14 protein-coding genes are annotated in these 15,298 nt (G+C 70.0%); 9 read left to right on the top strand and 5 right to left on the bottom strand.

The features are described from left to right. Nucleotides 1-30: 30 nt before the first annotated feature. Nucleotides 31-1,185 carry a M1 family aminopeptidase gene (locus EDC82_RS01590; protein ID WP_160126170.1) on the top strand — a complete coding sequence of 385 codons (1,155 nt, stop codon included), beginning with the start codon at nucleotides 31-33 and terminating at the stop codon, nucleotides 1,183-1,185. Between the two features lie 6 nt (nucleotides 1,186-1,191). Here EDC82_RS01590 and EDC82_RS01585 read toward each other — a convergent pair whose 3' ends face one another. Next, nucleotides 1,192-1,602 carry a hypothetical protein gene (locus tag EDC82_RS01585; protein WP_074039656.1) on the bottom strand — a complete coding sequence of 137 codons (411 nt, stop codon included), beginning with the start codon at nucleotides 1,600-1,602 and terminating at the stop codon, nucleotides 1,192-1,194. A 147-nt stretch (nucleotides 1,603-1,749) separates the two neighbouring features. Here EDC82_RS01585 and EDC82_RS01580 point away from each other — a divergent pair, with 147 nt between their 5' ends. The 8 genes from EDC82_RS01580 (at nucleotide 1,750) to purB (ending at nucleotide 10,704) form a co-directional block, all read left to right on the top strand. Then, nucleotides 1,750-3,117, top strand: a complete 1,368-nt coding sequence (locus EDC82_RS01580) for an adenosylmethionine--8-amino-7-oxononanoate transaminase (RefSeq protein WP_074039654.1) — start codon at nucleotides 1,750-1,752, stop codon at nucleotides 3,115-3,117. Further along, nucleotides 3,114-4,448, top strand: coding sequence for an 8-amino-7-oxononanoate synthase (locus EDC82_RS01575; RefSeq protein ID WP_235006068.1), 1,335 nt, complete (start codon nucleotides 3,114-3,116; stop codon nucleotides 4,446-4,448). Before EDC82_RS01580 ends, EDC82_RS01575 begins: the two co-directional genes overlap by 4 nt. Then, nucleotides 4,445-5,167, top strand: a complete 723-nt coding sequence (bioD, locus tag EDC82_RS01570) for a dethiobiotin synthase (protein WP_038566593.1) — start codon at nucleotides 4,445-4,447, stop codon at nucleotides 5,165-5,167. The genes EDC82_RS01575 and bioD overlap by 4 nt, the downstream gene beginning before the upstream one ends. Further along, complete coding sequence (gene galT / locus EDC82_RS01565; RefSeq protein ID WP_074039784.1) at nucleotides 5,167-6,294, top strand: galactose-1-phosphate uridylyltransferase; 1,128 nt, start codon at nucleotides 5,167-5,169, stop codon at nucleotides 6,292-6,294. The genes bioD and galT overlap by 1 nt, the downstream gene beginning before the upstream one ends. Then, nucleotides 6,291-7,496 (top strand): galactokinase, encoded by a 1,206-nt coding sequence (galK, locus tag EDC82_RS01560; protein ID WP_074039652.1) that lies wholly within the window; start codon nucleotides 6,291-6,293, stop codon nucleotides 7,494-7,496. The genes galT and galK overlap by 4 nt, the downstream gene beginning before the upstream one ends. Before the next feature lie 370 nt (nucleotides 7,497-7,866). Then, nucleotides 7,867-8,655, top strand: a complete 789-nt coding sequence (locus EDC82_RS01555; protein WP_074039650.1) for a VOC family protein — start codon at nucleotides 7,867-7,869, stop codon at nucleotides 8,653-8,655. 139 nt (nucleotides 8,656-8,794) lie between these two features. Continuing rightward, nucleotides 8,795-9,226 (top strand): hypothetical protein, encoded by a 432-nt coding sequence (locus EDC82_RS01550; protein ID WP_074039648.1) that lies wholly within the window; start codon nucleotides 8,795-8,797, stop codon nucleotides 9,224-9,226. 56 nt (nucleotides 9,227-9,282) lie between these two features. After that, nucleotides 9,283-10,704: an adenylosuccinate lyase gene (gene purB, locus EDC82_RS01545; RefSeq protein ID WP_074039646.1), complete on the top strand. Its 1,422-nt coding sequence runs from the start codon at nucleotides 9,283-9,285 to the stop codon at nucleotides 10,702-10,704. Nucleotides 10,705-10,967: 263 nt separating this feature from the next. Here purB and EDC82_RS01540 read toward each other — a convergent pair whose 3' ends face one another. From EDC82_RS01540 to EDC82_RS01525, 4 genes are all read right to left on the bottom strand, one after another. Continuing rightward, nucleotides 10,968-11,621 (bottom strand): VOC family protein, encoded by a 654-nt coding sequence (locus tag EDC82_RS01540; RefSeq protein WP_074039645.1) that lies wholly within the window; start codon nucleotides 11,619-11,621, stop codon nucleotides 10,968-10,970. Nucleotides 11,622-11,779: 158 nt separating this feature from the next. Further along, nucleotides 11,780-12,592 carry an RNA methyltransferase gene (locus EDC82_RS01535; RefSeq protein ID WP_074039644.1) on the bottom strand — a complete coding sequence of 271 codons (813 nt, stop codon included), beginning with the start codon at nucleotides 12,590-12,592 and terminating at the stop codon, nucleotides 11,780-11,782. 136 nt (nucleotides 12,593-12,728) lie between these two features. Then, a complete protein-coding gene (locus EDC82_RS01530) occupies nucleotides 12,729-13,592 on the bottom strand; it encodes an HAD family hydrolase (RefSeq protein WP_006947074.1) in 864 nt (287 codons plus the stop codon). Between the two features lie 176 nt (nucleotides 13,593-13,768). Beyond that, a complete protein-coding gene (locus tag EDC82_RS01525; RefSeq protein WP_074039643.1) occupies nucleotides 13,769-15,205 on the bottom strand; it encodes a hypothetical protein in 1,437 nt (478 codons plus the stop codon). Nucleotides 15,206-15,298: the final 93 nt, after the last annotated feature.

Genomic DNA, 15,298 nt, shown 5'->3' with positions numbered 1-15,298 from the left:
AGCCCGATGACGTGCGTCGCTGCGCGATCGATGACGAACCTCTTCGTCGACTTCCAGCACACACCGAACGTCGTGTCGATCAACGGCAAGGCCGTGCGATTCTCCAGGACGTCCAGCGTCGCCACGACGTACGGCGACCAGGGCGGGCATCGCCGATTCACCGTCAGCGGCTTCTCGCTGCCGGCGGGAGCGCGATTCACGCTCAAGGTCGGCTACAACGTCTCCGCCGACGCGAACCGCACCGCCTCGCTGTTGAGCGCCGGGGCGTACTTCGTCGTCGCCGGCGAGCCGATCGCCGCCACGCACTGGTTCCCGTGCAACGACCGGCTCGACGTGAAATCGACCTACGGCGTCAGCATCTCGACCCAGCGGGCCAACCGGGTCATGCTGGCGAGGCCGACCTCACAGACGTTCTACACCTCGGGCCGCACCGCGATGACGAACATTCGCTTCGCTGTCGCCGAACCCAGCGCCACCTACCAACTCGGCCTCGCCGTCGGGCCGTTCAGCGTCACCTCGGGTACGTGGTCGATCGGCGGGCGTGACGTTCCCTACGGCGTCGCGGCACAGCCGGGGCTCACGAAGTCGACCCTGCTCGATCACACCCCGCGGGCCTTGTCGTACTTCGCGGCGCGCTACGGCAGCTTCCCCTTCTCGCACGCGGGCGGGGTCTTGGTCAAAGACATTGGTGTGGGCGCTCAGGAGACCGTCGGCGGGCCGACCTACGACGCGTCCTGCAACACAGCCGCGTTCGTCGCCCACGAGAATGCGCACATGTGGTTCGGCAACAGCGTGACCGCGGCGAGTTGGGCGGACGTCGTGTTGATCCAGGAGGGCCTGGCGCAGCTCCTGGAATGGGACTATGTGCAGATGTTGCGTGCCACGTCAGGCACCTCCGCCGCGATGTGGGCTCCCCTGCTGACGCCGCCCACGACCTGGCGCGTGCCGACCCACATGAAGGTGGCGAAGCTGACGTATCAGTACGCGGGTGGCCTCATGCGGGAGCTGCGCCGTGAGATGGACGGCTCGATCGAGCAGGCGCGCGCACCGCGCTTCACGGCATTCCTGCGCACGTTGGCCACGGGCCACGCCCACTCGAGCATCACCCGCGCCCAGTTCAAGGCCGAGGCGCAGAAGGCCGCGGGCAAGGATCTCAGCGGTTTCCTTCGTCGCTACGGCATCTGATCTGCGCTACTCGGGCCGCGCGGCATCCGTCGTCCCGACGGTGGGATCCACGACGGACGAAGACGCGGCGGCTCGTCGCGCCTTCGCCCAGCACACCCATGCGCCGAGGCACACCATGACGATGGCCACGAGGTGCACGATCACGGCGGCGATGTCGCTGAACGGCGCGACCAGGATGACGAGAACGGCGAGCACCCCCACGATGAGCGCGTAACGCATCATGAAGGGCGCGGCGGCGCGGTTGGCGTCGAGCAACGCCTCAGGGGTGCGTGCAACGCCGCGCGGGCGCAGCGCGAGCCTACCGCGGAAGGGCAGCGTGCCCGACGTGATCGAGCGTGCGAGCCACGCCGTCATTGCTGCGATGGCGGCGAGGACGCAGGCGCCGATCATGGCGGTCACCGCGAGATCCGTGATCATGGCCTCACAGTAGCGAGAACGGCCGACAACCGCGGAAGGACGCGGTTGTCGGCGCTCGATCCTAGGGTGAGACGCATCACGCCGCCCGTGCTCGAGGCCGCCTTCCGGACTCGCGGGTAACCGGGCGTGGGATGAGAGGATGCGGCCATGACCACGGACGTCGACGCGCTGCTCACCCTCGACGCCGCCCACGTGTGGCACCCCTACGCGAGTGCCACGGCAGGAGTACCGCCCCACGTCGTCGAGTCCGCCTCCGGCGTGCGGCTGCGTCTCGTCGAGGCCGACGGAACGCGCCGCGACGTCATCGACGCGATGAGCTCGTGGTGGTGCGCCGTGCACGGCTACGGCGTGCCGGAGCTCGATGCGGCTGCCACGGGGCAGCTACAGCGCATGTCGCACGTCATGTTCGGCGGTTTGACGCACGAACCCGCGATCCGACTCGCCGAGCGCCTCGTCGCGATGGCGCCGCACCCACAGCCGGAACGTGCGGCGTTGAACCGAGTGTTCCTCGCCGATTCGGGCTCCGTCAGCGTCGAGGTGGCAATGAAGATGGCGCTGCAGTGCTTCGCCGCCGACGACCGGCCACGGCGTCGCATCCTCACCGTCCGCGGCGGCTACCACGGCGACACGTTGCACCCGATGAGCGTCTGCGACCCCGACGGCGGTATGCACACGCTCTGGCGCGGCACGCTGCCCGAGCAGATCTTCGCGCCGCTGCCGCCCGCACCCGCGGACCCGTCTTCCGGCCTCGTCGCTGACGCGGGCGAGATGGCCGCGTGGAAGGACGAGACCGCGCGCTTGTTCGCCGAGCACGCCGACGACATCGCCGCCGTCATCCTCGAACCCCTGCTGCAGGGCGCCGGCGGCATGCGGATCCATGACCCGGAGTGCGTGCGATTCCTCGCCGAACTCGCCCGTGAGCACGGGGCGCTCGTCATCTTCGACGAGATCGCCACCGGTTTCGGACGCACCGGCACCCTCTGGGCGGCCGAACGCGTCGGCGTCACACCCGACATCATGTGCGTCGGCAAGGCGTTGACCGGTGGGTACCTGACCCTCGCCGCAACGCTGTGCAGCGACGAGGTGGGCCAGCGCATCAGCGATCGCACGGGCGCTGTCATGCACGGCCCGACATTCATGGGTAACCCCCTCGCGTGCGCCGTCGCACTTGCGAGCCTCGACCTGCTCGACGCCGAACGCCTCACGCGCGCAGCACAGTTCGAGGGCGCCCTCGAGGCCGGGCTCGGCCCGCTGCGCAGCATCGCGGGTGTGAAGGACGTTCGCGTCATCGGTGCGGTCGGCGTCGTCGAGTTGGAGGGCGACGTCGACATGACGCGCGCTACTGAGGCGGCACTGGCCGAAGGCGTCTGGATCCGCCCGTTCCGGGGCCTCATCTACACGATGCCGCCGTACGTGTGCACCGACGATGATCTCGCGACGATCGTGCGCGGCGTCACGGCCGCAGTGCGGGCGAGCGTCGACGCCGGCTGCCGAGCTAGCGAGGAGTCGCGATGAGCAGGCCTGACGGAATGGAGCCCGAAGCCTCGACGGACGGCGCAGCCGTGCCACGCGGGGGCCTTGACGCCGGCGCCTCAGCCCCAGCGGATGCGACCGTCCGCGGCGGTCAGGTCGATCAGTACGCCGTCTTCCTGCGCGACGCCGCACAGCGCCGCGAAGAGGTGGGCCTCACCCGCACGGCCGTCGACGACCAGCTCGACGGCGTCAGCATCGACCTCGCCGGCAACGACTACCTCGCGCTGCGGCGACACCCTGACGTCATCGCCGCAGCCGTCGCCGCGCTCCAGGACGACGGTGCGGGCGCCGGTGCGAGCCGCCTCGTGACGGGCACGCATGCCTCGCATGTCACGCTCGAACGCGAACTCGCCACGCACCTGGGGCATGAGGCCGCACTCGTGTTCTCCACGGGCTACCACGCCAATCTCTCCCTCATGACGTCCCTCGGCACGGCTGACACGGTCATCATCAGCGACGCGCACAACCACGCGAGCCTCATCGACGGGATGAGGCTCGCGAAGGCGCGCGTCGCCGTCACTCCGCACCTCGACGTGGCCGCGGTCCGCGACGAGCTCGTCGAACGCACCGAGCCGCGCGCCGTCATCGTCGTCGAGTCGATCTTCTCGGTGCTCGGGGATGCTGCCCCGCTGCGCGAACTGCTCGACCTCGCGATCGAGCACGATGCGCTCCTGGTCGTCGACGAGGCACACGGCCTCGGAGTCATCGGCGAGCGGGGCGAAGGCCTTGTGCGGGCGCTCGCTCTGCTCGATCGCCCGGGCCGCGAGCGCATCATCACGACCGTGACGTTGTCGAAATCCCTCGCCGCCCAGGGCGGCGCGGTCCTCGGCTCGGCCGCGCTGCGCGAGCATCTCGTCAACACGGCACGCCCGTTCATCTTCGACACCGGCCTGGCTCCCGCGTCAGCCGGAGCCGCGCTGGGTGCTCTGCGCCAGCTCGTCGCGCGACCCGAACTCGCCGCACGCACCCGCGAGGTCGCAGCACGACTGGCCGACATCGTCGGCGTCGAGGTGCCTGCGGGCGCCGTCCTCAGCGTTCCCATGCCGTCACCGCGCAGTGCCGTGTCCGCCGTCGACGCTGCCCGACGAGAGGGCCTGCGCATCGGCTGCTTCCGCCCACCGAGCACACCCGACGGCATCTCGCGCCTACGCCTGACGGCCAACGCCGGTATCACTGACGACGACCTCGCCGACGTCGAACGCATCCTGCACGGCGTGCTTCGCGCGACGTCGCACGAACGAGCCGGCAGCTCGGAGTCTCCGCGACCTGCTGCCGGCCCGCCCGTTTCCCCACCTCTCGAGGAGATCGCATGACCGCGCCCATCCTGCTCGTCACCGGCACCGACACCGAGGTCGGCAAGACGGTGACGACGGCCGCCATCGCCGCGGCTCTCATCGCACAGGGCATGCACGTGGCCGTCGTCAAACCCACGCAGACGGGTCTCGCGCCGGGCGAGGCCGGCGACGTCGACGAGGTGGCGCGTCTTGTCGGTGATCTGGGTGGCGACGACGCGGCCACGGGCTCGCTCACGACGCACGAGTTCGTCCGGCTGCCCGACCCGCTCGCCCCCGATTCCGCAGCTCGGCTGGCCCAGGTGACGCTGCCGACGGTCGCCGAGCACGCTCGTCGCGTCCTCGAGATCGCCGAGAGGGACGACGTCGACACCGTCATCGTCGAAGGTGCCGGGGGGCTGCTCGTGCACCTCGACGGCGAGGGCAACACCCTGGCCGACCTTGGAATCGCGTTGCGCGACGCCGGCGCTCGCGCCGGTTTCGTCCTCGTCGTCGCCTCGCGCCTGGGCACCCTCAACGTCACGGCGCTGACCGCCGAGGCCCTCGCTCGCCGCGAGCTCGACCTCATCGGGTACGTCGTCGGCAGCTACCCGAGCGAGCCCGATCTCGCCGAGCGCACCAACATCGACGACCTGCCCACCGCGGCCGGCGCCCAGCCCCTCGGCCGCATCCCGACCGGCGCGGCTAGCCTGGAGCCTGCCGAATTCCGCACGCACGCAACAGAATGGGTGCATCTGTGATGTTCCGAACCGACGGCCGTCTCGCTGACGGCCGCACGATCCGCTGGTACGACCGCACCGCGGGCCGTGAGCCGAGCCCCGACACCCGCGACCTGCCGACGACGACCCCGATGTCGCAGATCCGTCGCGATCCCCTGACCGGCGAACGGATCGTGCTCGCCGCGCACCGGCAGAACCGCACGTTCATGCCGCCCGCCGACGAGTGCCCCCTGTGCCCCAGTCGCGACGGATACGCGAGCGAGGTGCCGTCCGACTCGTACGAGGTCGTCGTGTTCGACAACCGCTTCCCGGCACTGTCGGACGCGGTCGTCGACGTCCCGACCGAGGACGACCCGCTGTTCGCCTCGGCTCCCGCGCACGGCGCGTGCGAGGTGGTGTGCTTCAGCGAACGACACGACGCGTCGTTCAAGGATCTCGGCCTCGAGCAGGCGCGCCTCGTCGTCGACGCGTGGGCCGACCGCACGCGCGAGCTGTCCGCGCGCGACAGCGTCGAGTACGTCTATCCGTTCGAGAACCGCGGCGTCGAGATCGGGGTGACGCTGCCACACCCGCACGGGCAGATCTACGCGTTCGGGTTCGTGCCGCCACGCGCGGCGACGGAGTTGGCGCGCGCCCGCGCCCACCATGACGCGACGGGGCGCAACCTGTTCGGCGACGTCATCGCCCGCGAACTCGCCGACGGCGCCCGCATCGTCGCCGAGAACGACACCTGGGTGGCGTTCGTGCCGTTCGCGGCGCGCTGGCCCGTCGAGGTGCACCTGTATCCGCGGACGCAGGTGGCCGACCTTGCGGCCCTCGACGACGCCCAGCGCGACGGGCTCGCGGCGCTGTACCGCGACGTCCTCACCCGCTTCGATGCCCTCTACGACGCGCCGCTGCCGTACATCTCGGCGTGGCAGCAGGCGCCGGCCAAGGCCGATCACCCGGACCGCGAGCTCGCGTGGCTGCATGTCGAGCTGTTCTCTATTCGTCGCAGCGCCGACAAGCTGAAGTACCTCGCCGGCACCGAGTCGGGGCAGGGTGCGTTCAGCAACGACGTCTCCCCCGAAGCTGTCGCACAGCGCCTGCGTGAGGTGGCAGACGCGTTCGACGGCGGCTCAGGCCGCGAAGTGGGTGAGTCGTCATGACGACGCCGACCTCGACGCAGCGTCGCCTGCTCGACGACGCGAGCTCCCTGTTCGATCGCGAGTTCGGCTCGGACGCAGGCGAACCCGACGGTGCGTGGTGGGCGCCGGGCCGCGTCAACATCATCGGTGAGCACACCGATTACAACGGTGGTTACGTCCTACCCATCGCCCTGCCGACGGGTACGGTCGCCGTCGCACGTCGGCGCGACGACGATCTCGTGCGCCTCGCCTCTGAAGGCAAGCGTGTCGAGGTGCGTCTCGGCGAGGTGTCGCGGGAGGCGGGCCTCGGATGGGCATCCTACGCCGCCGGCGTGGGATGGGCCGCCCGTCGCGACGGCCTCGACGTGCCGGGGCTCGACATCGCGTTCGCGGCCGACGTACCGCGCGGCGCCGGGTTGTCGTCGTCGGCGTCCTTGAGTTGTGCGACGGCGTCGGCGTGGAACGACCTCGCCGGCTGGGGGCTCGACGGGTCGGGCATCGCCAGGCTCGGGCGCCTCGCCGAGAACGAGATCGCGGGAGCACCGACCGGAACGATGGATCAGCTCGCGTCCGTGCTCTGCGAAGCGGGGCACGCGCTGCGACTCGACACGCTGACGAACGAGACGATGCAGGTGCCGTTCGACCTCGCCGACGCGGGCCTCGCGCTGCTCGTCGTCAACTCGCACGCGCCGCACGAGCTCGTCGACGGTGCGTACGGCGAGCGCCGCCGCGCGTGTGAGGAGGCCGCCGACGCCCTGGGCATCGCCCGCGGGCTACTGTGCGCCGAGATCGACGGACGCGACGTCGACGCCGTCGATGCGCGCCTCGCCGGGCTGCCCGACGTGCCGCGCCGCCGCGCGCGCCACGTCATCACCGACTCCGCGCGGGTCCTCGCCGTCGACGCTCTCCTGACCGGTGGCGTGACGCGGGACAAAGCGCCTGACGTCGGGGCACTGCTCACGGCGTCACACGTCAGCATGCGCGACGATTTCGAGATCACCGTCCCGGCCGTCGACACGCTCGCCGCCGCACTCGTCGCCGGTGGCGCGTACGGCGCACGCATGACGGGCGGGGGTTTCGGCGGGTGCGTCATCGCGCTCGTCGACGTCGAAGGCGTCGATGATGCCGTCGCGGCCGCTCGACGCGCGGCGCGCGACGGCGGCTTCCCCGAGCCGGAGCCCTTCGTCGCGCTTGCGAGTGCGGGGGCGCATCGGCTCGTCTGAGCGACCTGGCCGCAGCGACTCGACGATCGGTGGTCCAGGCTGATCGACGGGTGTCATAGGTGCTACCCGTCGCGCCCGTCTCGAACGCAGTTCTCCAAGCTCGGCGCACACCGAACGGTGGGGGCCAGCCTCGCGGCGTCAACCGGCGATGTGCTGAGCGATGGTGTCGCGCCCGTCCACCGAATCCTGAGGTATCTCGGGGCCGGCGTAGGCGAGGCCTGTCGGCGCCTCATGCGCGAGGCGCCGACGCACCGCGGACAAGATGCGATTCCCGGCAGGCCCGGAACCGCGCGGTTGTCTGCGTCACGTGATTGGCTGGGAACGTCACCGAGCGAGGCCGGACGGCCTCACCGCGACCGAAGGAGTCGTCATGCCAACCCGCACCACGAACTGGCCCGCCGGCACGCCCAACTGGGTCGACTGCAGCTTCGACCACATGCACCGAGCGAAGGATTTCTACGCCAAGCTGTTCGGCTGGGAGATCCGCGAGGGCGGTGACGACATGGGCGGCTATGCCGTCGCGCTCAAGCATCACCACGCTGCTGCCGGGCTGGCGCCGCGCATGCAGCCCGACGTTCCGAGCGCGTGGTCCACGTTCTTCGCGAGCGACGACGTCGACGCGACCGCTGGCGCCATCCGCGACGCCGGCGGCCGCACGCTCGTCGAGCCGATGGACGTGCCGAACACAGGACGCATGGCGTTCTTCCAGGATCCCGAGGGGGCCGCGTTCGGTGTCTGGCAGGGCGGCGAGCACCCCGGGTTCGGCATCTTCAACGAGCCTGGTTCCGTGGGCTGGAACGACCTCATGACGCGCGACCTCGAGGGCGCGAAGTCGTTCTACGGCAAGGTTTTCGGCTTCTCGTACGAGGAGATGGGCAGCGACTACGTCACGATCAAGCGCGCGAGCGACGGCGAGGTCGTCGCGGGCATGCACCTCACGACGCAGCTGCCCGACGACGTTCCCGCGAACTGGTTGACGCACTTTGTCGTCGCCGACCGCGACTCCACCGTCGCCATCGTCGAAGAGCTCGACGGCGAGGTGCTCATGAGCTTCGACACCCCGTTCGGGCCGGAGGCGACGATTCGCGGGCCCGAGGGTGAGACCTTCAACGTCATCGCTTTCTCACCCGAGGCCGAGAACGGTCGAGACGCCGAGTGACGAGCAGGTGAGGTAAGCCGGCCCTGGCCCAGGAAAATCCCAGGTACTTGTCAGGTCTGCCGGTTCCGGACGAGAGCCTTCTCCTAGGTGGACGCGGTTGGCTGTGGGGACACTGCTCCATTCCACGCGAAGGACCATCATGACGAGCTCCACGCCCGCGAATTCCTCAGCCGCGACGGCACCCACTCGTACGTTCGCAGCACTCGTCGGCGTCGCGTCGCTCGCCGTGCTGCTGCAGGGCCTGTGGGCCGGATTGTTCATGTCGACGCCCGACACCGACCCTGAGAAGACGCCCTGGCTCGAGGTCCATTCGTGGTGCGGGAAGGCCGCCATCGGGTTCGCGCTCCTCGCCACGGTGTGGGCGTTCCTGAAGCTGCGTGAACGCACCGACCTGACCTTCGGTGCGCTGGCGTTGACGGTGCTGTTGATCCTCGAGGCCTATCTCGGGGGGGCTCATCGTGGACGAGGGCAAGGACGTCATGGCCGCCATCCATGTCCCGCTGGCGATGGCGCTCATGGGCCTGGCGGTGTGGCTCCCGCTGCGGGCCCGAAAGCGCTGACTCCACCGTGAGGACGAGCCTCGGATGCGACACGCGTCCGGGGCTCGTCGTTTGGAACAATGGGTGCATGCACAGCCTCGCCGACACCCAGCCCGCCATCGCCCTCGGAGCCCTCGACGGCCGCTACCGCGGCGCCGTCGCCCCGCTCGTCGACCACCTGTCGGAGGCCGCGCTCAACCGGATGCGCGTCCACGTCGAGGTCGAGTGGCTCATCCACCTCACCGACGCCGGCATTCTCGACGGCGTGCGCGCGCTGGACGACGGCGAGAAGGAGGCGCTGCGCGACGTCGTCGAGGAGTTCGACGGTGACGACATCGCCGAACTCGCCGAGATCGAGCGCGAGACGGTGCACGACGTCAAGGCAGTCGAGTACTACCTCAAGCGCCGCCTCACGCAGATCGTGGCCGACGCGGGCCACGACGACGCCGCACAGCTCTCGGAACTCATCCACTTCTGCTGCACGAGCGAGGACATCAACAACCTCAGCTACGCCCTCATGGTGCAGCGTGCGACGCAGCAGGTGTGGCTGCCGAAGGCGACGACGCTCGTCGAGCAGGTCGCGACGATGGCCCGCGACATGCGGGACGTGCCGCTGCTCGCGCACACGCACGGCCAGCCGGCGACGCCGACGACCATGGGCAAGGAATTCGCCGTGCTCGCGCACCGCCTCGGCCGACAGCTGCGCCGCATCGAGGCCCAGGAGTTCCTCGGCAAGCTCAACGGCGCCACCGGCACGTTCGGCGCGCACACCGCCGCCGTGCCGAGCGCCGACTGGCCGGCGCTGAGCCAGAGCTTCGTCGAGGGCCTGGGCCTCACGTGGAACCCGCTCACGACGCAGATCGAGAGCCACGACTGGCAGGCCGAGCTGTACGCCGACATGGCGCGCTTCAACCGCATCCTGCACAACCTGTGCACCGACGTGTGGACCTACATCTCGATGGGCTACTTCGCGCAGGTGCGCGGCCAGGGCACCGTCGGATCGTCGACGATGCCGCACAAGGTGAACCCGATCCGCTTCGAGAACGCGGAGGCGAACCTCGAGGTCAGCTCGGCGCTGCTCGACGTCCTCGGCTCGACCCTCGTCACGTCGCGCCTGCAGCGCGACCTCACGGATTCCTCGATGCAGCGCAACATCGGCACCGCATTCGGGCACTCGGTGCTGGCCATGGACAACGTCGCGCGGGGCCTCGGTGGTCTCGACCCCGTGCCGGGCGCCATGGCCAAGGACCTCGAAGCCAACTGGGAGGTGCTCGGCGAGCCGATCCAGACGGCGATGCGCGCGCTCGGCGCCCAGGGCGTGCCGGGGATGGAGCAGCCCTACGAGCGCCTCAAGGAACTGACGCGCGGACGCCGCATCACCGGCGACGACCTGCGCGAGTTCGTGCGCGGCCTCGGCCTGCCCGCCGACGTCGAAGCACGCTTCGTCGAGATGACGCCCGCGACGTACGTCGGTATCGCTCCGCAGCTGGTCGACTTCCTCGAGGTCTGACGCCCAGCGGATCATTTCGACGCTCGACGTGCACTGGCCTGCGACGAACGCTCGTGCGCCCCTTGGCGATCTGCTGAAGCCCGCGGCTGCCTCGCTGAGAGCTGAGATCCTGCATGGCGGGGCCTCAGCTCTCAACGCGGCTGTTGGGGGCTCAAATCCCGCAATGCGGAGTTTCAGACCTCACCAGATGCGTTGAGGGCCGAAACTCTGGACTGCAGAGTTTCGGCCCTCGACGTCAGGACGGAACGCCGCCCCTCAGATCATCAGATCGTGACGTCGCCCTTGGCGGTCGCGAACGTCACCGACAGCACCGACGGGGTGCCGTGCGGCGCGACGAACTGGAAGTCGATGTCGGGTTCCCAGTCCTCGCGGTCGACGCCGGGCTCGCCCGTCAGGCCGAGCCATTCGCGCACGCGCTCGGGCGCGCCGGCAAGCGTGATGCCCTTGAGCGCGACGTCCGTGGCGCCGTCCTTCGACGGGTGCTGCGCGGGGTCGTCCCAGTGGATGAAGTACGGCAGCTGCGGGTCGACGACGAGGTCGCTGACGCCGATCTGCTGCCACGTGATCTCCGCACCGTCGGGGCGGTGACGGCGACCTTCCGTGGTGGGGCGGCCGAGCTTGGCGACGGGGCCGCTCATGTCGTCGAGCTCGACGACCCAGCCGACCCAGCCGCCGCCGTTGGCGGAGCGAGCCTTGACGGCCTGACCGAACGGCATCTTGTCGACGCTCGGGTGCTCCAGCGCTTCGACGACCTCGACGAAACGCCCCTGCCTCAGCGGCAGGATCATGTTGCGCGTCCCGAAGCGCGGGTGCACGCCGCCGTCACGCACTTCGATGCCGAGCTGCTGCGAGAGGCGCTCGGCTGTGGCCTGCAGGCCGTCATTCTCGGCCGCATACATCACGTGGTCAATCCGCATGGAGACACTGTGCCACGTCACCCAACACAGCTTGTAATCAGGGTCACGTCTCGGCGACGCGGGGCCGCGTCACGGGCTGGCGCCCCGGTGCGGACGGGTGGCGGGGGGCACCTCGCTCGCGGCGCCGGGGTCACCTGAGTGCGTCGGGTGGCCGCTCGTCAGCCCCGCACGCCGCGCTGTCGCATGGCTTCGTAGAGCACGATGGCGGCGCTCGTCGCGACGTTGAGCGAGTTGACCTGCCCGACCATCGGGATGCGGACGCGGGACGTCGCGGCGTCCAGCATCTCGTCGGTGAGGCCGTACTTCTCGGTGCCGACGGCGACGGCGACGGGCCCGGACAGGTCGATGTCGGTGTGCATGACGTCGGTGTCCGGTGTCGTCGCGATGAGGGGAATGTTCTTGTCGCGCAACCATTCCAGCGTCTCTGACGTGGGTGCCGCCGCAACCGGCACGCTGAAGACTGTGCCCTTCGAGCCGCGGACGACGTTGGGGTTGCCCCAGTCGGTGACAGGGTCGGCCGCGATGACACCGTCGACGCCCACCGCGTCAGCCGTGCGCAGCATCGCGCCCAGGTTTCCGGGCTTCTCGACGCCCTCGGCGACGAGCAGCAGCGGGTTGGCGGGCAGGTCGAGCATGCGCGGATGGGCGTTGACGCTCGGCACGACGGCGAGGAACCCGTCCGGCCCCTCGCGATACGCGACGCGTTCGAAAGCCTGACGCGCGACGGTGACGATCTCCGCGCCCGCAGTGCGCGCCGCGTCGATGACGTCATGCTGCCGCGCCGCGTCGAGCATCAACTCGTCACAGACGTAGAGCGTCTGCGGGCGGACGCCGGCGTCGAGCGCCAGACCCAGTTCGTCATACCCCTCGACGAGCGTCAGGCCCTCGGTCTCGCGCGTGCGGCGCTTGCGCAGGCCGACGAGGCCCTTGAGGCGCGGGTTCGTCGCGGACGTCAGGTGAAGATCAGGCACGCCCCATCATCCCAAATCGACGCGCCTCACGCGAAGGTGGACGCCGTTCGCCGATGTGGACAGGAATCGCCGATGTGGACGCCGTTCGCAGATGGGTACGGGAATCGCGAATGTGGGCGTCGATCGCAGAAAGGGGTCAGATGAGCGAACGCAGGACGAGGGCGGCGCCGTCGTCGTCGATGGGAGCGGTGACCTCGTCGGCGGCGGCCTTCACCTCGTCGGGCGCCTGGCCCATGGCGACGCCGCGCGCGGCCCATTCGAGCATCTCGACGTCATTGCGCTGGTCGCCGACGGCCACCGTGTTCGCTGGTTCCACGCACAGTTTGCGCCGCACCTGCTCGAGCGCGGACGCCTTCGTCACGCCCTCGGGGTTGATGTCCATCCAGGCCGTGAACCCGACGGCGTAGTTGACCTGGTGCAGGCCGACGCGTTCGGCGAGGTCGAGGAAGTCCTCGCTCGTGCCGGTCGGCGAGCGGAACGTCACGCGCGTGACGGGCTCCGTCATCAGCTCCTCCCACGGCACGACGACCTGTTCGCCGTCGAGTTCCCCGTCGGGGAACGGCGCCGTCACCTTGAACACGTCACCCGATTCGACGGCGATGACGGCGTCCTCCCACTGTCCGCGCAGCATCTGCAGCGCCGGCGTCGGGTCGAACGTGACGCGTTCGATCGTCTCGAACCCGTCGGGTAGCGAGCTGTCGAGACGCAGCGTGATCGCGCCGTTCGAGCACACCGCGTAGCCGGACGAGAGGCCGAGCATGTCGATGATTGGCTTCGTCGCGATCACCGCACGCCCTGTCGACAGCACGACCTGATGCCCCGCCTCGACACAGGCGCGCACGGCGTCGCGCGTGACGTCGTGCATCGTGCCGTCGTACTGCAGCAGGGTGCCATCGATGTCGAGGCACACCATGAGCGGCGGCCACTCCTTGCCATCCGGCTGCGACGAAACCGCCGAACCGGTCGACGGGGGCGGCGCGCAGGTGTCAGAGACAGTCACGTACCCACCCTAGGCGCAACGGCCCTCCTGGCGGCGACCATCCGTCGCGGGACGTACACGGCCGGGGTCCAGCCGCGTCCGACAGGGAGTCGACGCAGCGTCACCACCGCGTCGACGAGGCCGGCCCACCCCGTCTTGGGCGAGCCGGCCTCGTCAGGTGCGTGCCGTTGAGCGTGTCAGTAGGTCTGCTGACCCCACGGCTGCTGCGGGCCCTGCCCGTTGTTCTGCACGTTCGACGTGTTGTGCGCCGACGGGTTCGTCGCGTCCGCCTTGCGCGACTGCAGAAACGCGACGACGCCGACGGCGATCGCGATGAGGCCGGAGAGCAGCGTCAACCAGACGCCGGCACCGATCGTCGCGGTGTATCCGGCGGCCGCACCATTCGAACTCACGGCGCTCGACGCGGACGGGAACTGGACGATGCCGAGGATGAGGATGACGAGTCCGATCGCCGCGGTCACGAGGCCCGCCACCTTGGCGTTGAGCTTGCCCAGCAAGGCGAGCACCCCGGCCGCGACGAGGCCGAGGGCGAGGATCGCGACGAAGATGCCCGCCGTGTTCTTCGACCCACCGAGCGCGGAGTTCGCGGTGTTGCTGTTGCCGCCGATGCCGTTGAGTGCCACCGACTCGCTGCCGGCCTTGAACGTCACCCACGCCACGAACGGCGCGATCAGCCCGAGCAGCGCGGGCACGAACGGCCCGAACTTCGCGACAGGCGAGGCGGTCGACGTTGTGTGCGACGCGCCGACGCCGGTCACCGTCGCCGCGCCCGTCTGCCCGACGCCCGGTGCGGACGACTGACCGTACGGCGCCGACGTGTAGTGCTGCTGGTTCGACACCGCCGCACCCTGCGAGGACGGGTAACCGCCTTGCGGAGACGACGCGTAGCCGCCTTGCGGGTTGTTCGACGGGTAGCCGCCCTGGGGCGACGACGGGTAACCGCCCTGCGGAGACGACGGGTAGCCGCCCTGCGGGGACGAGGGGTAGCCGCCCTGGGGCGCGGACGGGTAACCGCCCTGCGGGGACGACGCGTAGCCGTTCTGGGCGGACGAGGGGTAGCCACCCTGTGGGTTGTTCGACGGGTAACCACCTTGCGGCGCAGAACCGTAGCCGCCCTGCGGGCTGTTGGAGGGGTAACCGCCCTGCGGGGCCGACGGATAACCGCTCTGCGGAGCGGCCGGGTAACCGCCCTGGCCGTACGACGGACCCGCCGGGTTCTGGCCCCCGGGGTATTGCCCGTATCCGCTCTGGCCATACCCAGGCTGGCCACCGCCCTGCGGCCCGGCATAGCCGACCCCCGGCGCGCTCGGGTATGCCTGCGACGACGCGGCGTTCTGCTGCCCACCCTGACTCGACGGGCCCCATGCCGGCTGAGCCGGCGCATCCGAGCGTGGGGCGACGCGCGTCGCGTCACTGCCGATCGCCTGCGTGTGGTCGTCGGAGGCAGCCGTGTCCTTGGACATCGAGACTCCCGCGCCCGACGACGCGGCCCCGGCGGGCGTGGAACCCGCAGGCGTCGCGCCGGCGCCGGTGCCACCCGCGACGTGGGTGGCCTGCTCGTTGTTGTCTGCGCTCCAGGTCGAGCCCTGGCCGGACTCGTCGTTGGTCGACATGCCCCTCTCCTTCATGATTCGAGGTTCGAAAAAACTTGCTCCCAATGTACGTGCCGCGGCGCCATCCACGGCCCGGTCGTCGCGCGACAGTGG

It is taken from the genome of Dermacoccus sp. SAI-028, from assembly GCF_004346775.1.
GTDB classification, from domain to species: domain Bacteria; phylum Actinomycetota; class Actinomycetes; order Actinomycetales; family Dermatophilaceae; genus Dermacoccus; species Dermacoccus nishinomiyaensis.
Note: the sequence above shows the minus strand (reverse complement) of the source record. Positions and strands in the feature narration are given on the sequence as shown.

Coding starts and splice junctions, on each gene's coding strand:
- EDC82_RS01585 (WP_074039656.1), bottom strand. CDS start 1,602: ATGATCACGGATCTCGCGGTGACCGCCATGATCGGCGCCTGCGTCCTC.
- EDC82_RS01590 (WP_160126170.1), top strand. CDS start 31: ATGACGAACCTCTTCGTCGACTTCCAGCACACACCGAACGTCGTGTCG.
- bioD (WP_038566593.1), top strand. CDS start 4,445: ATGACCGCGCCCATCCTGCTCGTCACCGGCACCGACACCGAGGTCGGC.
- EDC82_RS01550 (WP_074039648.1), top strand. CDS start 8,795: ATGACGAGCTCCACGCCCGCGAATTCCTCAGCCGCGACGGCACCCACT.
- EDC82_RS01540 (WP_074039645.1), bottom strand. CDS start 11,621: ATGCGGATTGACCACGTGATGTATGCGGCCGAGAATGACGGCCTGCAG.
- EDC82_RS01575 (WP_235006068.1), top strand. CDS start 3,114: ATGAGCAGGCCTGACGGAATGGAGCCCGAAGCCTCGACGGACGGCGCA.
- EDC82_RS01555 (WP_074039650.1), top strand. CDS start 7,867: ATGCCAACCCGCACCACGAACTGGCCCGCCGGCACGCCCAACTGGGTC.
- EDC82_RS01525 (WP_074039643.1), bottom strand. CDS start 15,205: ATGTCGACCAACGACGAGTCCGGCCAGGGCTCGACCTGGAGCGCAGAC.
- purB (WP_074039646.1), top strand. CDS start 9,283: ATGCACAGCCTCGCCGACACCCAGCCCGCCATCGCCCTCGGAGCCCTC.
- EDC82_RS01580 (WP_074039654.1), top strand. CDS start 1,750: ATGACCACGGACGTCGACGCGCTGCTCACCCTCGACGCCGCCCACGTG.
- galK (WP_074039652.1), top strand. CDS start 6,291: ATGACGACGCCGACCTCGACGCAGCGTCGCCTGCTCGACGACGCGAGC.
- galT (WP_074039784.1), top strand. CDS start 5,167: ATGTTCCGAACCGACGGCCGTCTCGCTGACGGCCGCACGATCCGCTGG.